Source organism: Hymenobacter crusticola, assembly GCF_002154225.1.
Taxonomy (GTDB): domain Bacteria; phylum Bacteroidota; class Bacteroidia; order Cytophagales; family Hymenobacteraceae; genus Hymenobacter; species Hymenobacter crusticola.
The window spans coordinates 678,692-701,283 of record NZ_MTSE01000001.1; the positions used below are offsets into that span (position 1 = coordinate 678,692).

Annotated in this window: 19 protein-coding genes; 10 read left to right on the forward strand and 9 right to left on the reverse strand. The window is 55.7% G+C overall.

Annotated features, from left to right (window positions below; genetic code table 11):
• Nucleotides 1–9 precede the first annotated feature (9 nt).
• The 5 genes from BXP70_RS02785 to BXP70_RS02805 form a co-directional block, all read right to left on the reverse strand.
• Complete coding sequence (locus BXP70_RS02785) at nt 10–2,517, reverse strand: TonB-dependent receptor domain-containing protein (RefSeq protein WP_143436348.1); 2,508 nt, start codon at nt 2,515–2,517, stop codon at nt 10–12.
• 434 nt (nt 2,518–2,951) lie between these two features.
• Complete coding sequence (locus BXP70_RS02790; protein WP_086592471.1) at nt 2,952–3,722, reverse strand: DUF4097 family beta strand repeat-containing protein; 771 nt, start codon at nt 3,720–3,722, stop codon at nt 2,952–2,954.
• A 139-nt stretch (nt 3,723–3,861) separates the two neighbouring features.
• Nucleotides 3,862–4,644, reverse strand: coding sequence for a DUF4097 family beta strand repeat-containing protein (locus tag BXP70_RS02795; protein ID WP_179197558.1), 783 nt, complete (start codon nt 4,642–4,644; stop codon nt 3,862–3,864).
• A gap of 94 nt (nt 4,645–4,738) precedes the next feature.
• On the reverse strand, nt 4,739–5,599 hold the full coding sequence (locus BXP70_RS02800; protein WP_086592473.1) for a HEAT repeat domain-containing protein: 861 nt from the start codon (nt 5,597–5,599) through the stop codon (nt 4,739–4,741).
• Nucleotides 5,600–5,614: 15 nt separating this feature from the next.
• The gene (locus BXP70_RS02805) at nt 5,615–6,148 is read right to left on the reverse strand and encodes an RNA polymerase sigma factor (RefSeq protein ID WP_143436349.1); all 534 of its coding nucleotides are present in this window, start codon (nt 6,146–6,148) and stop codon (nt 5,615–5,617) included.
• Between the two features lie 625 nt (nt 6,149–6,773).
• On the opposite strand from BXP70_RS02805, the gene BXP70_RS02810 reads away from it, so the two are divergent.
• Nucleotides 6,774–7,535 (forward strand): porin family protein, encoded by a 762-nt coding sequence (locus tag BXP70_RS02810; RefSeq protein ID WP_086592475.1) that lies wholly within the window; start codon nt 6,774–6,776, stop codon nt 7,533–7,535.
• A gap of 135 nt (nt 7,536–7,670) precedes the next feature.
• Here BXP70_RS02810 and BXP70_RS02815 read toward each other — a convergent pair whose 3' ends face one another.
• Nucleotides 7,671–9,668 carry a vWA domain-containing protein gene (locus BXP70_RS02815; protein WP_086592596.1) on the reverse strand — a complete coding sequence of 666 codons (1,998 nt, stop codon included), beginning with the start codon at nt 9,666–9,668 and terminating at the stop codon, nt 7,671–7,673.
• A 120-nt stretch (nt 9,669–9,788) separates the two neighbouring features.
• Here BXP70_RS02815 and BXP70_RS02820 point away from each other — a divergent pair, with 120 nt between their 5' ends.
• Complete coding sequence (locus BXP70_RS02820; protein WP_086592476.1) at nt 9,789–10,406, forward strand: RNA polymerase sigma factor; 618 nt, start codon at nt 9,789–9,791, stop codon at nt 10,404–10,406.
• Nucleotides 10,393–11,787, forward strand: a complete 1,395-nt coding sequence (locus BXP70_RS02825; RefSeq protein ID WP_086592477.1) for a TonB family protein — start codon at nt 10,393–10,395, stop codon at nt 11,785–11,787. Before BXP70_RS02820 ends, BXP70_RS02825 begins: the two co-directional genes overlap by 14 nt.
• A 56-nt stretch (nt 11,788–11,843) precedes the next feature.
• Here BXP70_RS02825 and BXP70_RS02830 read toward each other — a convergent pair whose 3' ends face one another.
• Nucleotides 11,844–12,221, reverse strand: a complete 378-nt coding sequence (locus BXP70_RS02830; protein WP_086592478.1) for a dodecin family protein — start codon at nt 12,219–12,221, stop codon at nt 11,844–11,846.
• 293 nt (nt 12,222–12,514) lie between these two features.
• On the opposite strand from BXP70_RS02830, the gene fumC reads away from it, so the two are divergent.
• The 7 genes from fumC (at nt 12,515) to BXP70_RS02865 (ending at nt 18,242) form a co-directional block, all read left to right on the forward strand.
• Entirely contained in the window at nt 12,515–13,918 is a 1,404-nt protein-coding gene (fumC, locus tag BXP70_RS02835) for a class II fumarate hydratase (protein WP_086592479.1), read from the forward strand.
• Nucleotides 13,919–13,999: 81 nt separating this feature from the next.
• Nucleotides 14,000–15,070, forward strand: coding sequence for a DHH family phosphoesterase (locus BXP70_RS02840; RefSeq protein WP_086592480.1), 1,071 nt, complete (start codon nt 14,000–14,002; stop codon nt 15,068–15,070).
• Nucleotides 15,071–15,247: 177 nt separating this feature from the next.
• The gene (locus BXP70_RS02845) at nt 15,248–15,844 is read left to right on the forward strand and encodes a GNAT family N-acetyltransferase (RefSeq protein WP_086592481.1); all 597 of its coding nucleotides are present in this window, start codon (nt 15,248–15,250) and stop codon (nt 15,842–15,844) included.
• On the forward strand, nt 15,837–16,229 hold the full coding sequence (locus BXP70_RS02850; protein WP_245849457.1) for a diacylglycerol kinase family protein: 393 nt from the start codon (nt 15,837–15,839) through the stop codon (nt 16,227–16,229). The genes BXP70_RS02845 and BXP70_RS02850 overlap by 8 nt, the downstream gene beginning before the upstream one ends.
• Nucleotides 16,230–16,354: 125 nt before the next feature.
• On the forward strand, nt 16,355–16,825 hold the full coding sequence (locus BXP70_RS30470) for a DUF6970 domain-containing protein (protein WP_245849459.1): 471 nt from the start codon (nt 16,355–16,357) through the stop codon (nt 16,823–16,825).
• A 118-nt stretch (nt 16,826–16,943) separates the two neighbouring features.
• On the forward strand, nt 16,944–17,444 hold the full coding sequence (locus BXP70_RS02860) for a DinB family protein (protein ID WP_086592482.1): 501 nt from the start codon (nt 16,944–16,946) through the stop codon (nt 17,442–17,444).
• A 171-nt stretch (nt 17,445–17,615) separates the two neighbouring features.
• Nucleotides 17,616–18,242 carry a thioredoxin family protein gene (locus tag BXP70_RS02865; RefSeq protein ID WP_086592483.1) on the forward strand — a complete coding sequence of 209 codons (627 nt, stop codon included), beginning with the start codon at nt 17,616–17,618 and terminating at the stop codon, nt 18,240–18,242.
• Between the two features lie 86 nt (nt 18,243–18,328).
• On the opposite strand, the gene BXP70_RS02870 is transcribed toward BXP70_RS02865, so the two are convergent.
• Nucleotides 18,329–19,159 carry a DUF4382 domain-containing protein gene (locus tag BXP70_RS02870; RefSeq protein ID WP_245849461.1) on the reverse strand — a complete coding sequence of 277 codons (831 nt, stop codon included), beginning with the start codon at nt 19,157–19,159 and terminating at the stop codon, nt 18,329–18,331.
• A gap of 97 nt (nt 19,160–19,256) precedes the next feature.
• Nucleotides 19,257–22,301: an AsmA family protein gene (locus BXP70_RS02875; RefSeq protein WP_086592485.1), complete on the reverse strand. Its 3,045-nt coding sequence runs from the start codon at nt 22,299–22,301 to the stop codon at nt 19,257–19,259.
• Between the last annotated feature and the right edge of the window lie 291 nt (nt 22,302–22,592).

The window sequence follows — 22,592 nt, forward strand, 5'->3', positions numbered from 1 at the left end:
ACAATTCGATTAGTTGCCGCCTTCGCCTTTCTTCTGGTCGTCGTTGCGGATGGCTTTGCGCGGACGAGAAGAGCCAGCATCCGTGGAGCCGAATTGATAGTTAAAGCTCAAGCGCACAGCACGATTGTAAGCGTATTGGTCGCTGCGCATGTTGTAGCTGTCGGGTACGGCGAAGTTGGCGCGGAAGAGGAGAGTGCGGGAGAATGGGTTTTCGAGATTTAACGTGAGGCTGCCTTTCTTGTCGAACAACTCCTTTTTCACGGAAAGGGTATGCGTTTGAAAACCACTCACATCGCCCTGCAACAAGACGCGGCGCGAGGTGACGTACATGGAAGCCTGAAGGCTATAGCCGTGCTCGAAGGTCCAAGCCGAAGAGAAGTTACCGTTGTACATGAAGCCTTGGTTACTGAAACCTAGCAGTGGGCTTTTCACGCTGAGGTAGAAAGTGTTAAGCGTCGCGTTGAGGGTCCACTTGGGGTTGGGCTTGGTGGAGCCGGTGACGCTCAGGCCGTAGCTGGAACGGCGGGCAACGTTCTGGAACGTGCTGTAGAGCAGGCTAGCGTTGGTGGTGTCGTCGGGGAAAATAGTCCGGGCCGGCACAGAAGTAAACACCTGCTGAATGGCATTGTTGGTTTGCCGCCAAGAGGCCGCAATGGTTAGCGTGCTGCTCTTGTGGCTGGTGCTGTAGCCTAGCTCGTAAGCGTCGGCTAGTTCGGCGCGCAGGTTAGGGTTACCCGACTGAGCCGAACGACCGTTGTTCACGTTCACATACGGGTTGAGCAGCCAAATATCGGGGCGCTGAATGCGGCGGGTGTAGCTCGCTTTCAGCTTCTGCTCTTTATTCGCCCCGAAGTCGTACGAGGCCAGCACGTTCGGAATCACGTTCGTGTAGTCTTGCCGCACCCGGTCGGGGGAGGTGGCGAAGTCGCCTAGCACGCTGGTGTGCTCTACGCGGGTACCTAGCTTGAAGCTGTAGACTTTGTGCAAGCTGAAGCCATAAGACAAATACCCCGCGTACACATTCTGCTGATAATCAAACTGGTTGGAGCGAGAGGGCACCAAGGTCAAGCCGCGGCCTTCGAGGCTATCAGCCTGCACGGTGTAGTCGCTGCCAGCGCGGCGCAGGATGGTTTTGGCGCCCATTTCCAGGAGGCCAGTGCTGTCGGTGGGCTGGGCGTAGTCGGTCTGGAAAGTCAGCTCGCGGTTGCGGCTTGTATTCACGTTCGTTTCCCGGTAATCCAAGCCTTCCGTCCGAAACTGATCCAGGAAGTATGCCTGCCGCCCCGAGCTGGTGCTCAGCAACCCTAACACGCTGAACTCTTGCTTTGGACGCTTGCCGGTGCGGGTGTAGCCAGCATTTACATCAAGGCTCGGAAAGCGGTTATCAGCGTAGGGCCATTCAATGTCGCGGCGGTAGCTATCATCGGGGAGCCCCGGCGCTAGGTACGTCGAGGTCATGCCGCGCGTGCCACGGTAGCGAAACAACTCCGTGTTGGCACCTAGGGTCAGCACGTCTTTTGTGGTCAGGTCGTAGTCGAAGTTCAGGCGTCCGGTCAGGCCCTGATTGTAGTTGCGGGTGGCGGTGCGCTGGCTGAGTTGGCCCAATTCGCCAGGCGCTAGTACGTCGGTGCGGCTAATGTCGCTGCGGTAGCGGTTGAAGTACGACGCCAACCCTAGCTCCGAGGTAGTAGTTAGCTTGCCTTTGTGCTGCGTCAGGCTGCTGTTTAGGCTGTTGTTCATGTTGCCGACCGTCGCGCTCACGGAGCCCGTTGTGCCTGACAAGTCGCCTTTCTTCAGGATGATGTTGATAACGCCGCCCGCGCCTTCGGCATCGTACTTGGCCGAAGGAGAGGTAATTACCTCCACCGACTTGATCCGGTCGGCGGGCATGCGACGCAAGGCATCGGCGATGTTATTGGCGAGCATGCCGCTAGGTTTGCCGTTCACGAGCACCTTCACGCTAGTAGAGCCGCGCAGCTCGGGGTTGCCATCGGAATCGAGGCTGAGCATGGGCGTTTTCTTGAGCACGTCGGCGGCGGTACCGCCTGTGTTGCTTTGGTCTTTCTCGGCGTTGTACACCAGGCGGTCGGCTTTGCTTTCAATTAGCTCCCGCTCGCCGGTCACTTTCACCTCTCCTAGCTGCTGGGCCGTAGGCGCTAGTGCCACAACGGCTAGCTTTTGCGAGCTACCGCTGGCTACCTTCACGTGTTCCACCGTTTGGGGTTGGAAGCCTACGAAGCTGACAGTCAGCTTATACTCACCATCGGCTAGTTTGCTGAAGGCGAATTCCCCTTTGGCGTCGCACACGCCGCCTTCTATCATGTTGCCAGTGGCTTGGTCGAGCAGCCCAACAGTGGCAAACTCAACAGGTTGTTTTGTAGTGGCATTCACAACTGAGCCCGTGAGGCTGCCTTGGCTGGTAGCCGTTTTTGCAGCAGTAGCCACCGGTTGGGGTGCTTGTGCTAGCATTGACTGGCTGAGCCCTATGAACGCAGGAATTAAGAATAAGTGTTTCATAATGAGCGTTTTGATAGAGCATGCTAGCTCCAATGAAGGCACGTAACTAGTTAGCTGCCAGCAAAGCGGGCAGAGGAAGAGTGGAAAAAAGCAGGAGGTTGGGGCCTATCTAGGTGCTGGCAGCAAGACGGAGCGTGAGGCTAGGTAATGCTTGCGGCAGGGGCTGCGGGAAAAGCAACAGAGGAATAAATTTTGCTACGAATCCTATCGTATGTCAAAAATATACGAACTTATTCGTAGTATCAAGTTTAGCCTACGAAATATTTCGTTTTTATTCTGAGTAGGAGGAGGTTACTCTGTTTGGCTGGCTGTTGTAGCGACACTTATTTGTGTCTCACTCATTGCTACTCTTGCTTAGCCTAGGTTCGTTCTAGCGAAAGTCGCTCGGGGCTAGTTGTTCAACTATGAGGCGCAAGCAGCTGTCGTTATGGCACTTACTTCGCCTTGCGAAAGTACACGTCGTTGCTAATAGACTCTAGTTGCACGAGCGGGCCAGTGCCGTTGAGCGTGCCACGTAGTTGGTAGCCGACGGGGCCGGCATTATTGCGCTTGTTTTGGAAGACAATATCCTGATCTGTATACACTTCGCCGGTAATGGTTTTCATAGCTAGCTCAGCCCCCTTAACGGCGGGCCAGCTTACGTCCACGGCCCCGCTGATGGACTTGGCTTTAATAGCGGCCGTGGCGCCTTTCACGTTCACGTCGCCGCTGATGGACTTGGCGTCGAGCTCACCCGTGGGGCCTTGCACGTCGATGGAGCTACTGATGGTACTCACCGTGAGGTCGATGCCTTCGGGGACGGTGATGTCGTAGGTGATGTTGGTGCAGATGGAGTAGCCTTTCTTGCCATTCGACCAATTCGAGTAGGTTCGCCGGCCGTTCTCAGGGCAGTCGCTGTCCTTCGAGTTCTTTAGCATCTCATCGTCTAGCTCCGACTTGAGTGTAATGGCGTCGCTGGTGTTGGTGAGCGTCAGCTGTAGTGCATCGTTCAGCTTATTCTGGTTGATATCAATGCTAGCTTTCACGGCCAACGCCTTACCCACACCCGCCCGAATGCGGATGGCATTGCCTTGAGGCAGGTTGAGCACGATGCGCTGCCCTTTGGCAACGGGCGCATTTTTTTCAATGATTTTTTGAGCTACGGCACTAGGCACCACGCCCAGCGCAAATCCAGCTACGAGAAGGGAGAAGAAAGAAGTACGCATGACGTTGTGTATTAAAGATGAGTTGAGAGTTTGTAGGGGGATAATTGCAGGGATAAGGCGAATGCTATTTTTTGCTGAGAAGCGCAGAAGGCCGCAGCTTTTTGCAAGCACCTAGCATAGTTACTGCCCTGGTGTCGTGTTATTTAGCTTTGCGCACGAACACGTCGCCGCTCACAGTTTTGAGGTTGATGGGCGTGCCACCACCGTTGAGCGTGCCGCTTACCGTTTGGCCACCTACCTGGCGCATGGTCTCGTTTCCATTGCCTTTGGGCACGTTCAGGTCGAGGTCAGTGTAGAGTTCACCCGAGATGGAGCGCATCGTGAGAGTGGTTTTGCTGTTACCAGGCAGCGTCACGTCCACGTCGCCGCTCACGACAGAGATGGAGCTAGGTTCAGGGCGTAGAGTAGCGAAGCGCACGGTGATGTCGCCGCTCACGGTGTTGGCAACCACGGGGCCGGTCACGTTCAAGAGCTTAGCGCTGGCGTTTTTCATGGCCACTTCCACACTGCCGTTCAGGTTCTGGAGCAGCAAGTCGCCGCCGCCACCCCAGCCGCTTTGGGTGAAAGACACATCGGCGCGACGCGGCACTCGGATGGTGTAAGTAGCATCCTTACGCGAGGCCTTCACGATGCGCAGTGTGTTGTCGGTGCTGGTTACCGACAACCCTAGCTTCGTATTGTCGACGGCCGAGTTATAGACCGGATGCAATCCTTCGGCGCGCTTATTAGGCTCTTCGTAGCCGTTGCCTTTGATGACAACTTCGTCGCCGTCTGTGCCCTCTATATTCACATCGCCGGCTTGCATTTCGATGATAATCTTGTTGGCCTTGCCGCTCAGCTTAGTGCGGTATTCTTGGGCGTGAAGGGCAGAGGATGAGGCGAGTACGACGCCGGCAACGGCCAGCAAAACAGACTTTTTCATAACGAACAATTGGTTTGATTTGGGCAAAAGCAGGCCTGCGCCGGATATTTTCATCCGGCCGAACTAGCCTGAGCAATAGGTGAGAAGATGCAGTTTAGATCAGTAAGCCAATGCCTTGCTCGGCCTGTTGACGCACTACTGGCAGAGCGTCGCGGCGTTGAGCGAGGCGCTCTAATTGAGGCACTGCTTCGGGCGTACGCAGCTCCACGAGCAGTTCGATTAAGGTAATCTGCACGTTGGGGTCGGTTTGTAAAGGCAGTGAATGCACTAGCGCGGAGCCGACCCTAGGGTCTTGGCGCAAGCGGTAAAGGGCTTCGCAAGCGGCTAGGCGCACATTCGGGTTGGGATCGGTGTTGAGCGTATTAACGAGCACTAGCACCGTAGCATCATTCTGCTGATTGACAGTAGGTGCGTTGCTCACCAGTTGTATCCGGTCGCTGGCGGTGGCGGGCTGCGTGGCCGCGGTTGCGAGTTGAGTAGCTAGCGAAGGTTTACGCGTCTGGCTGGCAGCAAATTGCTCGGAGCGAGGCCGCAACGTCATGCCGAGCACTACACCCACAGCTACCAATAGGAGGCTTGCCGCTACTTGCAGCCACTGCCGCGTAGCCGGCCGGTTCCACAGCGAGAGTACCTTAGCTTCCTGCTCAACCTTTGGCTGGGCTTCTGCCACGGGTGCAATTTGTGCTGTCGGTAAAGCCGCTTTTTCCCGTTGCAACATCGCCATGAAATCGGTGCGCATTTCCGGCGTGGGGCAAGCGAGGGGCAAGCCAACTAACTCCTGGCCTAGGGTCTGGTATTGGGCTATTTTCTCCTGGCAAGCGGGGCAAGTAGCGAGGTGTGCTTCCACGTGAGCCCGCTCATCTGGGGCTAGCTCGCCCTCGGCGTAGGCCGGCAGCAAGTCTTCCAGCGCGGCGCAGGAAGCAGGCAGATTGTGAGAGGTGAAAGACGTATGCATGGCACTAAGAACAAATCAGCTGAAGTAAATTTTACGCAACGCCTCCAAGGCGCGGTGGGCTTTCACGCGGGCGGCCCCGGCGGTGCACCCTAGCAGCTCCCCGATTTCGGCGTAATCGAACCCTTGGAAGCGGTGTAGCACTAGGATTTCGCGCTGATCGGCTGGTAGCAAGGCCAGCGCTTCCTGCAAGGCTGCATCGCGGTCGGTGGCGGCGGCGTGGGCCAGAGCCGAGCGGCCGTAGCTGGCCGTGTGCTCGATCTGATCCACATCGGAGGCCGGCCGACGGTTTTGCTGCCAGTGGTCGGTGTGCACGTTGCGGGCTAGTTGGTAGATCCAGGCCCGAAACGGTTGGCCAGCGTGGTAACTAGCCCGGTATTTCAACACGCGGTAGAACACGTTTTGAGTTAGATCTTGGCTCACCTCCCGGTCGCCGGTAAGCCGGCACAAGAAGCTGAACAACGGCTGGTGGTAGCGCTCGAACAGCGGCACGAGTTGATCCAGGTTGTCGGCCTGTACCTGCGTCATGAGCGCCTCATCGGTCGTTTCCACCAGGGTTTGGTTAGGGGTGAAAGGGTGTGTTTTTCGGTAATTTGACAGGAGTACCGGCGCCAGCGCCAAACGTTACAAGCACTCAGATTTTTTTTTGATCAGGCTGTAGAGGCGCACCTTTGCGGCGGGCCCTTAAACAACCAGTGTTGGATGATCTGGCTATAATAAAAAAGTGATATCGGAAGAATTTACCCCTAGAGAACACCGTGTAATAGCACGCGTCTTTTCTCTCGCTGGTCGAAAGGGTAGCTTATCGAAATGGATAAGAGGTGGCAATGAGCGAGGCGCAGCTATGCGTCCTGATATGCCGCTCCACGAGCTGTTATAAAATATCACACCTACCTAGCACGTTCATGAGGCATGCACCTAGGCCTGCTACTCATTACAGCAACATTTTAGGAGTAAGTAGGACCAAAACTTTTCTTGCGCGCTGATTATAGCACTTTGCCTATGATAACTATTCACATTCAATCCTCTGAACGAATGTTAGTTAGCAAGCAGGCACAGTATTATTTCACGATTTGGCACGATTTTTCAAATATACCTAGCACAACGCTCAGCTACCGAGTAGCGCGCAAGAGTAGACGCTGGCGTATTCTTCTTTCCACTTCCTTCTTTTTTAGCGATGAACATCCTGCGTCTTGGCAGCTGCTTAGCTGTGGCTATTCTTTTTCTTTCTGCTTCTTTCTCCACTGCTCAGGCTCAGGTATTTAAGCCGATCCACCGGCCAGTGTATACCTATTATGAGGAGCCCATTCACCCTAGCATGGCGCGCCCGATAAAGTTTGGGGTGCGGGCTGGGCTAAACGTATCCGATTGGTCGGGAGAAGCGGCACAAACGCTGCTAGCTACCAGCAAATTGGCCAACGGCGCCCTAGCCAAAGATACTCGGACGGGTTTCCACGCTGGCCTATTTGTCATCGTTCCGTTGGGTAAGCACTTCGCTATCGAGCCGGGAGTGCAATACTCGCAGAAAGGCGTTACGGCGATGGGCACGGTGCCGGTTGAGCAAGGCGAAGTCACCATCCTGCAGCAGGGCTCGGCGACGGCTCGCATGAGCTATATCGATGTGCCAGTGTTAGTTAGAGCCTATGTCACGAAGGGCCTTTACCTCTACGCAGGCCCGCAGGCCTCTTACCTAGCCAAGGGCACGGTGCACGTAACAGCGGGCGGCGCCACCGAGACCAATGGCTATCAGAACGATATTAATGTGAAAGATGAATTCCGTTCCCTCGACCTCGGCGTAGTGGGTGGCCTCGGCTATCAGTTCCACAACGGCCTAGGCCTGAGCGCCGGCTACGACTACGGCCTCTCGTCGCTGGATAACAGCAACCGCTACGATGCCCAAAACCGGGTCTTTAAAGCTTCGGCAAGTTTCTCGTTCTAATTTCTCTTGTTCCTTTTCCACTGCCAAATAAAAAGCCCCACTGCATTGCGGTGGGGCTTTTTGGCGTGGTGAAAGGTATCAGCGCGGGTTTTAATGATCAAACTGATTTATCGCTAGTTGTTGTCACTTCTATAGCTAACGGGCCCCGTACACTGGCGCCTCCGTCCGCAGCCCTTCTGCTATTTTCGCCAGCCGCACCAGCTCGGCGCGGTAGCCGTCAGCATCTTTGCCGCGGGCGCCGTTGGCTAGGTTGATGGTGCTGGCATACGTAGCCGAACCTAGGTAGCTGGACTGGCGCAGGAGCATGCCAAACTGGGCTACCGCCGCCGCGAAGCGCAAGTTTTCGGAAGCTTTATCGATGGGGCTAGCCGCTCCGCGCAGGCTCCGCTCCAGCAAGCGGCTGGTGGAGCCTTGTGGCTCTTTATAGCGCAACTTCACCGTCATAATATCAGCGGAGCCAGCAGCCGATGCAACTGTCGCAGTAGGTTGATACTTAAGCTTATCCACTACCGGTGGCGCACCCACGGGCACGATTTCGTAGAGAGCCGTGACGGTGTGACCCGAACCTAGCTCGCCGGCGTCTTTGCGGTCGTTGTTGAAATCTTCGGCGGCGAGGGTGCGGTTTTCGTAGCCGATCAGGCGATACTGCTGCACACGGGTGGGGTTAAATTCGAGCTGAAGCTTTACATCTTTTGCGATGGTGAACAGTGTGCCGCCAAACTGCTGCACCAGCACGCGGTGTCCCTCATCGAGGTTGTCGAGGTAGGCGTAGTTGCCGTTGCCTTTGTCGGCGAGCAGCTCCATTTTGCTGTCTTGCAAGTTGCCTTGGCCCACGCCCAGCACCGTGAGGAACACCCCCGACTCGCGCTCTTGGGTAATGAGCTGCTCCATGGCGTCGTTGCTTTGCTCGCCCACGTTGAAGTCGCCATCGGTAGCCAGGATCACGCGGTTATTACCGCCTTTTTGAAACTGCTCGCGGGCCACCCGGTAGGCGAGGCGCAACCCGGCCCCGCCTGCGGTAGAGCCACCGGCCTGTAGCTGGTCGATGGCACCTAGGATTTTTTCCCGCTGCGCACCGGAGGTTGGCGGCAGTACCAAGCCGGCCGCGCCGGCGTACACCACCATGGCTACCTTATCTTGCGGGCGCAACTCCTTCACTAACAGCCGCAAGCTAGCTTGCACCAGCGGCAGCTTGTCGGCCTCCATCATCGAGCCCGACACGTCGATGAGGAACACCAGATTGGCCGACGGCAGATTCTTTGTCTCCACTTTGCGACCCTGTAGGCCGATGTGCACCAACTGGTGCTGCGGGTTCCAGGGGCAAGCAGCTAGCTCCGTCGTAACGGAAAAAGGCTCGGTGCCGGTGGGCTGTGGGTAGTCATAGGTGAAGTAGTTCACCATCTCCTCGATGCGCACGGCATCACGCGGCGGACGCTGGCCTTGGTTGAGGAAGCGCTGCACATTGGCGTAGCTTGCTGCATCGACGTCGATGGAGAAGGTGCTAAGCGGCTCTTGCTGGGCAGAGTGGAAGCTGTTTTCCTGAATTTTGCCGTACGATTCGCGGGTTTCGGGAGTGGGTAGCGCGTAGGTGTAGATTTTATTTTCGACGAGTTCCTGCGCGGGTGCAGCACCAGCAATATCATTGAGCCCTTCTTGATCGGGTACTGCTTCGTACTTACCGGGTGCACTTGCACGCCCTTTTCTAACAATAACGCCACTAACTTTTCCCAACAATGCACCTTTGGGGCTACTGTAACCAATCGTCACAACTTCGTTTAGCTGCTTGGTATCTTCTGCCAAAGTCACGTTGATAACACGCTGCTTTCCAATAGCTTTTTCTGCCCTTACATAGCCGATAGCGCTAAACACTAACATTCTGCTGCCGGCTGGTACCACCAGATGGTAAGCGCCCTTTGCGTCGGTGGAAGTGCCTTTCGTAGTTCCTTTAATCAACACAGTTACGCCCGGCAAGCCTTGGCCTCTACTGTCCGTCACGCGGCCGCGCACGGTGAGCGTATCGGGTGCCGACTTCGCCACAACCGGCTTTATTTTCGAAGTAGCAGGAATTTGGCCGTGGGCGAGCAGCACAGCCGCTAGCATGATGGCGAGAACGGCAAGAAAGAGCTTGTTCATGGTAGCAAAGGGTTGGTGAAAGGCCTGTTTGAAAATCTTGATGCTGGGGTGCGGAGAATTCCACACGCCGGCACCGGATTTTTTTATGGCTTTCGAAAAATCTGCTTAACTCTGTGACGCATGTTTTTCAAGCGCCGCCCGAAGTCGCCCGCCGAGCTATCCGACGAGGAACTGCTCGTTCGCTACCGCCGCGAAGGCGAGGTAGCCGACCTAGGTGCGCTCTACGAGCGGCACATGCCAGCGGTGTTTGCCATTTGCCGCCGCTACTTGCGCCCCGACGAAGACGCCCAAGATGCTGTGATGCAGTTATTTGAAAAGCTCGTCGTGACGCTGCGGCAGCATGAGGTGAGCAACTTTCCGGCTTGGCTGCATACCACGGCGCGCAACTACTGCCTCATGCAGCTGCGCGCCCGCCAACGCGCCGGCCCCGAAAGCGGACCGCTGGTGCTGCACTTTCCCGACGCCACGGCTGTGGAATTAGCACCCGCCGCGCATCTAGAAGATGACGCCGACGACCTGACCCTCACCGAAGAACGCCTCCAAGCCATGGAACACGCCTTGGCCGAGCTACCCGAGGGCCAACGGCGCTGCCTGGAACTGTTTTACCTTCAAAAGAAATGCTACCGGGAAATAGCCGATGAAACCGGCTTCGACCTAGGTCTTGTTAAAAGTCACTTGCAAAACGGTAAACGCAACCTCAAACGCTCGCTCGAATCTTCTGCCAATGCGGCCCGCTAATCCGTCACCGTCCTCTTCGCTGCCCGCGCAATCGGGTGGGCACCTGCCGCTGGCCTTGTTGCGGCAGTACGTGGCCGGTACGCTCACGCCGGCCAGTCAGCACGAGGTAGAAGCACACACGCTGGCCTGCCCGTACTGCGCCGAAATTTTAGAAGGTTTGTCGGTGACAGACCTAGCTACTACCGATAAAGCACTGAGTCAGTTGCAGCTGCGGCTGCGCAGCCGCCTCGAACAGGAGGAGCCGCGGCAAGCCCCTATTGCCTGGCAACGCCTGTCGACCATTGCGGCAGCGGTGCTGCTGTTTGTACTAGTGGGCACGGTTGGCTGGCTGGGGCGGCAGAAGTTCAAAACGCGGCACTCGACGCGGGAAGTGGCTACCGTGACGGTGCGGCCTAGTGCCCAGCCCGCCGATGCGCCTCTGGCCACCCCAGAAGTGGCCCCGACCTTAGAAGCACCTAGCCCACCACCGCCAGCAGCACCCGAAGTAGCGATGGCCCCTAGCTCTGCCGCGGCCTCTCGGTCGTATTCGGCACGGCGAAGCGCCAAGCCAGCAACTTCCGGCGAGGCCGCTTTGATGAAGGCCAGCCGACTTCAAACTGTAGCCGACAGCATCAGTACCGAACCGAAAGATATGGTAGCGCAAGCCAGTGCCCCTAACTCTGTCGGCATACCCGATTCGGTGGCAGCCCCACTTACCGGAACTGTGGCCGGAGTGGCCGTAAGCAAGGCTCCTCGCAGCCCGGCCGCCCGATTTGGGCAAATAACTACCTCCGTGCGGCGAACTACGCAATTTGTTACCGGCCGCATCACCGATCAACAAGGGCAGGCATTGCCGGGCGTTACGGTTACAGTAAAGGACACCAAGCTCGGCACCAGTACCGGCCCCGATGGCACCTTCTCGCTGGTAGTGCCCAAAGATAAAAAGAGCCTGACAATCAGCTCTATTGGCTACGAAACGCAAGAGAAGAAGCTAGCCAACGATACCACCTTGACCCTTGCTTTAGCCGCCGACACCAGAGCGTTGAATGAAGTCGTGACGATAGGCTACGGCAGCAAGCGCAAAAGCAAAATGCCTACCCCGCCACCCGTAGCGGCAATGCCCGTTGGCGGCTTCCCCGCGTTCGACGAATACCTCAAGAAAAACCTGAAGTACCCCGAAGAAGCTGAAAGCAAGCACCTAGAGGGCACCGTGCGCCTAGAATTTACTGTAACCCCCGAAGGCAAAATTGAAAACCTCAAGGTAACAGACGGCCTAAGTGAAGAATGCGACGCCGAAGCCAAGCGCCTCGTGCAAGAAGGCCCCGCCTGGCGCCCCGCCATCATCAAAGGCCGCCCCGCCGCCCAAAAAGTTAAAGTAAACGTGCCGTTTACAGTGAAATAGTGAGGTGTCGTTCTGTTCTGCTCGCAGATCAAAACGACACCTCACTATTTCACTACCTAGCCGCTGTAGCCGCCGCCGCTTTCAGGTTCGGTGGCGCTGCCGCCGGGCTCTACTTCGCGGGGCAAGTCGGGCTGGGTTTTAATCTCGATGTGGCTGTAATCGGGAGCCCCGCCGCCTTCAGGTACATTTTCGGCTTCTTCCTCGGCGCTAATGGTAGTGGGGTTCCATTTATGCATCACCTCGAAAGTGATTTTGGCGGTGATGCGGTACTCGATAATCTTGTTGTCCTGCACTTTGCAGCTCTGGTCTTTGATGTAAATGGAGCTAATGCCGCGCACGGTAGTGCTTGCTTCGGTGAGGGCTTGCTGGAGGGCATCTTCGAAGCTTGTTGGCGAGCTAGCCAGTACTTCGATTACTTTTTTGATCGTGCTCATGGGGTTGGAGGTGCATTGGTAGGCTCTCCTGTACGCAAGCCAGGTCGACAAGGGTGTGGCTTCGAGGCTAGCTTCTCGCCCGAACGGTGTAGAGACGTAATACTTTGCGTCTCCTCGTTGCTGATGTTGTTTACCTAGGTAGGTAGCTCAATGGGGAGACGCGAAGTGTCGCGTCTCTACAGTTCGGCCTTCTGCCATTCCAAATTCTAGCCCGTAAGTTGAAAGCCGTACTATGCGGTAGTTCCTTACTTTTGCCGCACCAAGTCGGATTTCTTTCATCAGCTTTCCCGTTCATGCAATTCCGGACCGAAAAAGACACTATGGGCCCCGTTCAGGTGCCCGCCGACGCCTACTGGGGCGCCCAAACCCAACGCTCAATTGAGAATTTTCAAATCGCGCAGGACATCAACAAGATGCCCAAGGAGATTATCCGCGCGTTTGCCTACCTCAAGAAGGCTGCGGCCCTCACCAACCTCGATGCCGGCATTCTGCCCCAAGAAAAAGCTGACCTGATCGGCCGCGTGTGCGACGAGATTCTGGAAGGTAAGCTCGACGACCAATTTCCGCTGGTGGTGTGGCAAACCGGTTCGGGCACTCAGAGCAACATGAACGTGAACGAGGTAGTAGCCTACCGCGGCCACGTGCTACAAGGTGGCGACCTGCTCGACGAGAAAAAAGCCCTGGCTCCGAACGACGACGTAAACAAGTCGCAGAGCAGCAACGACACCTTCCCGACGGCCATGCATATTGCCGCCTACAAGATCTTGGTGGAAGTGACCATCCCCGGCATCGAGAAGCTGCGCGACACGCTGGCCCAGAAGTCGAAGGAATACATGAACATCGTGAAGATCGGCCGCACCCACCTCATGGATGCCACGCCACTCACGGTAGGGCAGGAGTTTTCGGGCTATGCGTCGCAACTCGACCACGGCCTGCGCGCCATCAAGAACACCCTCGCTCACCTGTCGGAGCTAGCGCTCGGCGGTACGGCCGTCGGCACGGGCATCAACACGCCTCCCGGCTACTCGGAGAACGTGGCCAAGCATATTGCCAACCTGACCGGCCTGCCCTTCATCACGGCCGAAAACAAGTTTGAAGCTCTGGCTGCTCACGACGCCATCGTGGAAGCTCACGGCGCGCTGAAGACGGTGGCCGCTAGCCTGATGAAGATTGCCAACGACATTCGTTTGCTGGCTTCGGGTCCGCGCGCGGGCATCGGTGAGCTGTTCATCCCGGACAACGAGCCCGGCTCCAGCATCATGCCCGGCAAGGTGAACCCCACCCAGTCGGAAGCCATGACGATGGTAGCAGCGCAGGTGATGGGCAACGACGTGGCCATCAACATCGGCGGCATGAACGGCCACTTCGAGCTGAACGTGTTCAAGCCTTTGATGATCTACAACTTCCTGCACTCGGCCCGCCTCATCGGCGATGTGTGCGTGTCGTTCAACGACAAGTGCGCCGTGGGCATCCGCCCCTTGGAAGACAACATCAAGAAGCACGTCGATTCGTCACTGATGCTGGTAACGGCCCTGAACCCGCACATCGGCTACTACAAAGCCGCCGAAATTGCGCAAACTGCGCACCGCGAAGGCAGCACCTTGAAAGCCACTGCGCTGAAGCTAGGGTACCTCACGGAAGAGCAGTTCGACGAGTGGCTCAAGCCTGAAGATATGGTTGGCGACTTGCCAAAATAAGCGGGAGCTTCGCGCTACAACCTTAGCGCCGAACTTTACGAACAACGGGCTGCTGGCTACCATGCTGGCAGTCCGTTTTTTATGCCTGCTGCTTTCCCGCAATTTGTGGCGCCTTTTCGTGCCTTTCTCAATAAGATTCCGCCCAACGGCCGCGTAGTCGTGTTCTGCCATTTCGATGCCGATGGGCTGGCCGCTGGCGCCCTGTTCGGTCGTGGATTGCAACGAATGGACCCTAGCTGGCAAGTGGAAGTGCTGCCGTCTGGCAAAGGCGAAAATGCGTTTCTCACGCCTTCCGTCCGCGAGAAGCTACTCGCTCTTAAGCCCGATGCCCTCATCGTGACGGACCTAGGTGTCCACGCCCACGGTACCCTAGAAGCTGACGGCGTGCCCGTGCTTTACGTCGACCACCACATCCCGGAAGGCTATCCGTCCGCTAACAGTACCGTATTGACGGGTTATGGTCTCGACCCCGTGCCGTGCTCCGCGTGGCTGGCCTATGAACTAGTAGCGGCCGAGCTCGAAATCAACGACTTACAATGGGTAGCTGCCATTGGCATCATCTCCGACCTAGGTGATTCCGCCCCGTGGCCACTACTGGCCGAAACGAAAAAGCAGTACACTGCCAAGTGGCTCAAGGAAGCCGTTGCGCTGTGCAACGCTGCCCGCCGTGCCGGCGAATTCGACCTCGACCGGCCACTACACCACCTGATGGCCGACGATAACCCGCGCCCGTTGGCCCAGGATACGGTGCTGGCCGAGTACCGCGCCGAGGTAAGCGCCGCTCTGCAAGCCGCCCGTCGTCTGCCGCCACGCTTCCCCAAAGCTAGCCCCGATGCGGCCCCGGTAGCGCTCATCACCCTGGACTCACCTTGTCAGATTCATCCGCTTATTGCCCAGCAATGGATTCAGCGGCTGCCCGATCGAGTGGTGCTGTGCGCTAACCTAGGTTATTTGCCGGATGGCAACATAGCAGTAGCTGGCCGCACGGCCAATCGCGACCTGCACATTCCGGAACTGCTGCGCGGCGCTTTTGCGCGCCTAAACGCTGTGCCGCCCAGCAACTTTGCTCACGGGCACCCGCAGGCGAGCGGCGGTCATTTGTCGCCAACTGATTTTGAGACCTTGCTACGCGGGCTAGGCTATGATGTGTGAGGCTTCCTTGTTTTCGAAGCACAGTGAGGCCCTTAAGTTGATAAGTGATTCGTGCATACCTAGGTTCGTCGCTTTGCCTGCACTAACTATGGCTGTTAGTGGCAGACTATCATTCTCCTCCTAAAACAGCTTTTCTTTTTTCGGACTTCTATCTTTGCGGCCCAAATCCACCCCTCTATGGACTGCTCCCGCTGTATTACGCTCGAAAACTCCCGCGTCCGGCTCCGCCCGCTGGAGGCCACCGATTTTGAAGCCCTGAAAGCCATTGCCTTCGAGCCAGAAGTGTGGCGCTTCATGACCACGCCAATGCCTAGAAACAGCGTGGAGCTAGCTACTTACCTAACGTATGCCCTGAAAGAGCGAGCCATTGGCAAGCGCTACCCCTTCGTCATCATCGACCGGATGACCAACCAAATAGTGGGGAGTACGAGCTACATGAGCATCACCCCAGAGGAAAAACGGGTGGAAATCGGGGCTACGTGGCTTGGTAAGCCGTTTCAGCGCACAGGCGTAAACCGAGCTGCCAAGCACTTGCTGCTCAAATATGCTTTTGGCGAGCTAGGGTGCGAACGAGTCGAGCTGAAAACCGACGCGCGTAACTGGCAGTCGCGCGAGGCCATGCAGCGCATGGGCGCCACAGAAGAGGGCACCCTGCGCAGCCACATGCTGACGCAGGGTGGGCAACGTCGCGACACGGTGTATTTCAGCATCTTGAAACCCGAGTGGGACGAGCTGTGTCTCAGCGTGTTCCGTGAGTTCGACGCCCGTGGCTAAAGCGAGGACCGACAAACGCAACTTGCTTCAGCGGCGCGTCGCCAGTTTTGGGCATGCGTTTCGGGGTATTTGGCTGGCCTTGCGGTCAGAGCTGCATTTGCAGTTTCACGCGGTAGCGACTGTGGTAGTCATTGGCCTAGGTTTCTACTTTGAGCTTACCGCTACAGAATGGATGCTGGTAACCCTAGCCGTAGGCACTGTTTGGACGGCGGAGCTCGTGAATACGGCTATTGAAGCGCTTACCGACTTGGTATCGCCCGAGTACCATCCGCTGGCGGGTAAGGCCAAGGACGTGGCGGCCGGAGCGGTATTAGTTGCTGCCTTTGCCGCGTTGCTGGTTGGTTTGTTCATTTTTGGTCCGCGGGTGCTAGCGCTTCTGCACTAACTATTGTTGAGCCGGCTCGTTAGAGGTTGAGGATGGAGAGCTAACTAATTTACCGCAGCGCAACTTCTGCGCGCATGCTAGGCTCTACAATCTGCGTCCGCCGTTCTAACCCCATACCTCGCCAGATGAAGCTTTCTACATTCGTTGCCGGTGCGGCTTTGCTGCTCTCGGCTGCCTGCCAGCAACAGCTGGCCGTGCAAACACCCAACGACCCACCTAACACCGGCACCACCAACCCCACGACTACTTTAACGCCATCTCCGACGAGTGCGGCCACCAACGTTCCCGTACCCGACGCAGCCGTGGCGACCTTCGATACCACCGCGCGGCCACCGTGGCTGGAGGCTCGCATTCAGAAGTTGTCGACGCAGGAAAAGCTGAACCCACCCATTCAGATTCTTCGCTACCGCTACCGCAACCAAGTCGTTTACTATGAGACGGCCCCCTGCTGCGACCAGTTTACTACGCTCTACGACAGTCGCGGCCGGGTGCTCTGCAAACCTGATGGCGGTCTTACGGGCAAAGGTGATGGTAACTGCCCCGACTTCACGAAGGAACGCACCGAGGAAAGACTCGTCTGGCAAGACGCACGTTGATTTTTTCCTACGTAGAGCTTGGTGGCTAGTGCTTGGTTTTTGAGTAAAGGTTTACTCACCTTTACGGCCAAGTACGAGCAGTCTAAGCACCAAGCACTACCATTCAAGTACTACCATCATGGTTAATACCAACGAGAAACTCGCCATTTACAACGTGTGGGCGAACGAGACGCTGCTGCGTCACCTGGATAAAACCGTAGCCGAAACGGGTCAGCCAATTCCCGCTAACATCTTACGTCTGTTCAGCCACGTGCTCAACGCGCAGTACATCTGGGTCGGCCGCCTCACCAACACACCTAGCCCCGTGAAAGTGTGGCAGGAGCACGCCCTGGAAGAGTTGCACCGCATGCACGGAGAAACCTCGGCAAAATGGGTGGGCATCGTGCGCGCTGCCGATGAGACCGAGCTGAACCGCACCATCACGTACACCAACTCCGCCGGCGATGCTTTCACGAGCGTGGTGTCCGACATCTTCACCCACATGCCCGTGCATGCCAACTACCACCGCGGCCAGGTGGCTATCAAAATGCGGGATGCGGGCCTCACGCCCATCAACACCGACTTCATCACCTATTGCCGCGAGATGGATGCGCAAGGCAAAGACCACATGAGTTTATAATTGTTCTTTTGAGTTAAGTTCGAAGCCCTTTCACTCTGCCAAGATGAAAGGGCTTCCACGTTTTTTAGTATTGCTTAACTGGTCAACGGGCTTCAGCGTAAATTCTCGCGGCTTCGCTTATCCAAAGCGCCTGCTTTCTTGTTGTATGCTATCAAACTAGTTTTCTGACCTATGTCTGAATCGTCTGTTACTACCACGCCCGTCCTGACTGCTGAGCAGCTAGCTACAGGTTACTCTTATTCTTCTTACCGTCAGCTCATTGATGCGGCCCTTGCCCAAGACCGCACCACCGGCCCCAACCAATCGGAGGAGCTGACCAAATACACCCGCCTGAATGTGCAGCGCATGAGTCGCATCGACAAAACGGTGCAACTTTTACCAGCACTCCGCGAGGCCTTGGCTAACCTGCAAAACCGCTACGTGTGGCTGATTATTACCGAAGGCTGGTGCGGCGACGCTGCTCAAATTGTGCCCGTGCTAGAAGCCGCGGCGCAAGCCTCGGACGGTAAGATCGAGACCCGCTACTTGCTGCGCGACGAGCACCCAGACCTCATGGATAACTACCTTACCAATGGTGGCCGCTCCATTCCGAAGCTCGTGATACTACACGCCGATACGCTCGTGGAAGTCATCAACTGGGGCCCGCGCCCGGCTGCGGCGCAGGAAATGTTTATGCAGCTAAAAGCCCAAGGCGTGTCACACGACGATTTTGTGACGCAAGTCCACGGCTGGTATGCAAAAGACAAAACGCAATCGACCCAACAGGAGCTGTTGCAACTGGTCGGTAAGCTAACCTAGGTTCTGCAACGAATATTTCAATAAGTGAAAAAGCCCCGTCATCATCCTGATAACGGGGCTTCTCATTGGGAGAGAGAAAATACTGTTTAGTCGAGCTTTACTGTAGCTAGGCTCGAAATCTGGTCGTTGGTTACGGTAATTGGCGTAGCCACTGCATTTTTGTAAGGCGACACCGTTTTGAATTCGACGCGGTACGTGCCGGCTGGCAAGCCGCGCATCAGAAAGCCGCCCGTGGCATCGGAAGTGGTGCTTACTGTATCGTTGGGCGTAGTCGAAGTACGAATGGCTAGGATGGTGGGCTTAGCCTCTGCAGGTGCAACCATGCCTTTGATGCCACCAGCCACCGCGTTGGCCACCGTGCGGATAACGGGCTTGAGCAGAAAACGCTCTTTTTTGTCACTACCGGGCTTCCAGCTGCCGCGCTCTACGATGGATTTTGCCACGTCGAAGTCGAGCACCAGTGCGTAGGTTACGTTTCTGGTCAGGTCAGCATTCACTTTTAGCTTCACCCCGGAAGTTTGCCCGCTTGGGATTTTGAGGTCGTACGTCTGACCATCTTTGGTCGTTACGAAGTTATTGTCACCTAGCTTTAAGCGAACCTGAGAGATGCGACCCACCGGAAAATCAGCGCTGGTGAGTAAGGCTGAGTTGCCGTTGGTGAAGGACATCACATCATAAGCGCCGGGCTTCAGCAGCGTGAGTATTTGCCAACCTTGCGGGTCTACGTCGTCGCCTTTCACGTTTACTTCCACGCCCCGTACATCCAGCGTCACGGCTTTATAGTCGCCGGGCGCGTCGGTCAAGCGAACCTCCATTTTTGCCATGTTGGAGTCACTGTCTTTGTCTTTGCCGCAGCTAGCCAGCAATGTCATGGAAGCTAGGGTAAAGGAGGAGAGGAGGGCGCGCGATACGTGCATGAATGGGAGGGAGAAGAGCTGAAACAAGAAGCGGATCGGCCACTGAGGTCGATCCGCTTCTTGTTTGCAAGAACTCTACCAAAAAATTAGAACATTTCTATTTTTCTGTTTTTGTGCTATCGGCGCTGCCGGGCGCTGGGCTGGTAGAGGTCGTTTTCTTGGGCTTACCGAAAAGCAAACCACTGAGTTTGTCTTTGGCTTTAGCTTGCAACTCTAGGCGCTTCTTTTCCACTTCTGCTTGCGCCTTAGCCTGCAAATCTTGCTGCCGACGAGCTAGCTCGCGTTGCATGCTATCCTGGGCTACTTGGGCTCTGGCTTGCAGCTTTAACTTGGCATCGTCTACTTTGGCTTGCACTACGTTGCTCACGAGCGTTTTCGCCTGATCTTTCACGCTACTAGTTGTAAGCTTCACTTGCGGGCTTGTCACGGTACCGCCGATGTTCAAACCTAGGGTCACGCGGTCGGTGCCTTGCAGGTTCGAAACACCCGCAAGTTGCGAAACCTTGCTATTAAGCTGGCTACCTAGTTTGCCGGTAGGCACGTTCAGGGCCGTTACGTAGGCCAAAGCGCCCGCCACTGAATTTGAGCCACCAATAGTCATCTTAATTTGGCCAACCGTCAGGTCGAAAGGCTTCACAATAAAGTTGCCGTTTACAATCTCGGCCGATATATCCTTATTGGCAACTGCGAAGTTCTTCAGCTCCTGCAATTGAGTAAGGCTGCTGATCTTGTTGAGCACTTCTAAGTTGCCAACTGCTGCCTTCACCACTTCAAACAAGCCCTTGCCGTTTAGAGTGTTGTAGTTTGGCATCATATCCGGACCCATCTCGCCGCTCACATTGAAGTTGGTCGAAAACACCCCTTGCACCAAACCAGCCATCGGTACCAGCGTCTTGATGGAGTTGAAGGCTTGGAAAGCATTTTGGAAGTTCAGGTCTTTGATGTTCAAACCAAAGTTGAACTTCGGGTGAGCTAGATCTTTGCTACTGTAGCTGCCATTGGTAGCGAAGGCGCCGCCTAGGGTGTTAAAGTTCAAGTTGTTGAGAGTGGCAGTTTGGTCACGCACGGTCACCACGCCCTTCACGTTGCTCAGGTTTAGGTTGTCGTACACCACCTGGTTCACATTGCTATTCAGCGTTAGGTCGAAATACTTTGGAATTTCCAGGACGCCTTCCGCCTTAGCGGGGGCTTTGCTTGCCGCAGTTGTGGTGGGCTTAGCGGATACCTCATCTACCATCCACTCATTCACGTTGAAGCGGTTGCTGTTTACCGTCAGGTTGCCGCGTAACGGCTGGCCGGGCGTAAACAGATAGCCCATGTAGTTGCTAATGGTTCCAGAAGCCGCAATGTCCGACGAGCCCACAAAGCCAGTCATGTCTTGCAGCACAATCTTGTCGTTGTTGAAGGTGGCGGTGGCTTTGGTCACCTTCATGCCTTGTGGCAAATCGGTGCTCTTATAAGTCACATTCTGGGCGTTTACCGTGCCCGACGCTACCACACTTTGGTAGCGGCCCGCTTCGATATCAGCCATTTTGCCCTTGGCCGCCACGTTGCCGCTGAGGCGGCCAGTCACCGTCATGCCTTCCAATGGGAAGATCTTAGTAATTTTGGTTAAGTCAATTATGCCTTTCACATTGGCGTCAAACACGGGCTTGTCAATATTTTGGGCGGCCACGCGGCCTTCCAACGGCTCACCATCCAGCAGCATTCGAAACTGCGGAATATCAATGCGGGTGTCGTTTACTTGGCCGGTGGTGTTCACCACAGTGCCGTTCAGCGTCAGGTTCTCAATGGGAGCCGGAAACTGCTTGCTCTTCACGTAGCCGTTGGTCAGGCGCATGGCAGCATTCACTACGGGCATCTGCGTTTTAGAATACGTGCCCTTGGCCGTAGCATCCACGAACAACAGACCACGCAACAGCAGATCCTGCACCGGATATACTTTCATCATTTCGGCTAGGTCTACGTTGGCTTTCACGCGGCCATTCACGTTCATCGGCTCTAAGCCATCAATGGCCACGTTGCCATCGATGGGGTTCTTCCCTAGGTCGAGGTGAAACTGCTTCACGTTCACTTTCACGTTGTTGGTAAAGCCCGAGGGGTTATCCACCATCATGTCCACGTTGATGTTGCGGGCGGCTTGCGGCAGGTCGGGGTACTTAAACATGCCGTTTTTCACTTGCAAGTTCACACCATAACCCGGCATACGCACATCGTCCATCGTGCCTTTGAAGTAGCCATCGAAGCCCATCTTGCCACTCGTCTCGATGTTCTTGAACTTCTCAGTAAATACACCCGGTACCAAGCTCAAAATGTTTTTGAAGTCGGTTTCCAGCGCTTTGAATTTCAAGTCAAAATCCATGGCTTTGCCCGGCATAGCAATGGTGCCGGCGAAGCTCGCTGGGAAGTCGTTTACCCGCACGTTATTGTCCTTGAAGGTGAACAACATCTTAGCTAGGTCCATGCTCATCGTCACATCGGCATCGAGCTTGGTTTTGGATAGGTAATCCGTGCCAGCGTAGTTCATGGTAAAGTTGTCGGCTGTAGTTTTCGACGTCATATCGAACACGTCTTGCTCGAAATCGCCAGAGCCGGTGTGGTTCACATTCGCGGCGCGCATCGCAAACGGAATGCTCAAATCCTCGTAGCGCAGCTTGCCGTTCGTGATTTCCCAGCCCTTGATAGCTAGGCTCATGTTGTTTTGCGTCGTGTCTTTGCCCTGTTCGGCCATAGTGGAGTCGGACAGGAATATATCCCAGTTGGCACGGCCGCTTTTCAGCACCTTGATGCTGATAGTAGGCTCATCCAGTTGAATGGACTTGATCTTGATTTGCTCGCCACGCACGACGCTCATCAGGTCCATGCCCAGGCGGAAAGCGGGCAGGTAAGCTAGGGTATCACGGGCAAAGGAATCTTTACCAATGATGCGCAACTCCTTTACGCTCAGCGCTAGGTTAGGAAAATCGCGCAGCAGGCTCAGATCAATGTTGCTCGGGTTGTACTCTACCTTCGCGTTCACGCGCTCTGCAATTTGCTTGTCAATTGCCTGCTGTATTTTGTCCTTAAACAACACCGGCGCTAGCGCCAGCGCTGCCACCAACACGACCAGGAAGATTGCTAGGCCAACAAAAATTTTACGCATAAGAAAAAAAGTTATGCTGCGAATACGCAACTCGTTCGGAGCTTGCGACGCAGTCAGAATGAATGTTCAGCACGAGGTAGTCAGCCGAGAGGCAGCTTAGGCGTGCACTCATAACATAGGATTTCAAGTCAAACATAGAAGTTGAGCCAACAACCTAGTAGCTATTTATGAGTTTCCTTGCTCGGAGCAGTTGGCCAAACCTAGCTTCGTGGCTTGCGCCACCACATAAAACGTTCCGAACTCGGTTGCCCTAATTCAACCCATGGAAATAAGCACTTTAGTTCCGGCTTT

Coding starts and splice junctions, on each gene's coding strand:
- BXP70_RS02820 (WP_086592476.1), top strand. CDS start 9,789: ATGTTTTTCAAGCGCCGCCCGAAGTCGCCCGCCGAGCTATCCGACGAG.
- BXP70_RS02790 (WP_086592471.1), bottom strand. CDS start 3,722: ATGCGTACTTCTTTCTTCTCCCTTCTCGTAGCTGGATTTGCGCTGGGC.
- BXP70_RS02845 (WP_086592481.1), top strand. CDS start 15,248: ATGGACTGCTCCCGCTGTATTACGCTCGAAAACTCCCGCGTCCGGCTC.
- BXP70_RS02825 (WP_086592477.1), top strand. CDS start 10,393: ATGCGGCCCGCTAATCCGTCACCGTCCTCTTCGCTGCCCGCGCAATCG.
- BXP70_RS02865 (WP_086592483.1), top strand. CDS start 17,616: ATGTCTGAATCGTCTGTTACTACCACGCCCGTCCTGACTGCTGAGCAG.
- BXP70_RS02815 (WP_086592596.1), bottom strand. CDS start 9,668: ATGAACAAGCTCTTTCTTGCCGTTCTCGCCATCATGCTAGCGGCTGTG.
- BXP70_RS02875 (WP_086592485.1), bottom strand. CDS start 22,301: ATGCGTAAAATTTTTGTTGGCCTAGCAATCTTCCTGGTCGTGTTGGTG.
- BXP70_RS02810 (WP_086592475.1), top strand. CDS start 6,774: ATGAACATCCTGCGTCTTGGCAGCTGCTTAGCTGTGGCTATTCTTTTT.
- BXP70_RS02785 (WP_143436348.1), bottom strand. CDS start 2,517: ATGAAACACTTATTCTTAATTCCTGCGTTCATAGGGCTCAGCCAGTCA.
- BXP70_RS02795 (WP_179197558.1), bottom strand. CDS start 4,644: ATGAAAAAGTCTGTTTTGCTGGCCGTTGCCGGCGTCGTACTCGCCTCA.
- BXP70_RS02870 (WP_245849461.1), bottom strand. CDS start 19,159: ATGCACGTATCGCGCGCCCTCCTCTCCTCCTTTACCCTAGCTTCCATG.
- BXP70_RS02860 (WP_086592482.1), top strand. CDS start 16,944: ATGGTTAATACCAACGAGAAACTCGCCATTTACAACGTGTGGGCGAAC.
- fumC (WP_086592479.1), top strand. CDS start 12,515: ATGCAATTCCGGACCGAAAAAGACACTATGGGCCCCGTTCAGGTGCCC.
- BXP70_RS02830 (WP_086592478.1), bottom strand. CDS start 12,221: ATGAGCACGATCAAAAAAGTAATCGAAGTACTGGCTAGCTCGCCAACA.
- BXP70_RS30470 (WP_245849459.1), top strand. CDS start 16,355: ATGAAGCTTTCTACATTCGTTGCCGGTGCGGCTTTGCTGCTCTCGGCT.
- BXP70_RS02800 (WP_086592473.1), bottom strand. CDS start 5,599: ATGCATACGTCTTTCACCTCTCACAATCTGCCTGCTTCCTGCGCCGCG.
- BXP70_RS02840 (WP_086592480.1), top strand. CDS start 14,000: ATGCCTGCTGCTTTCCCGCAATTTGTGGCGCCTTTTCGTGCCTTTCTC.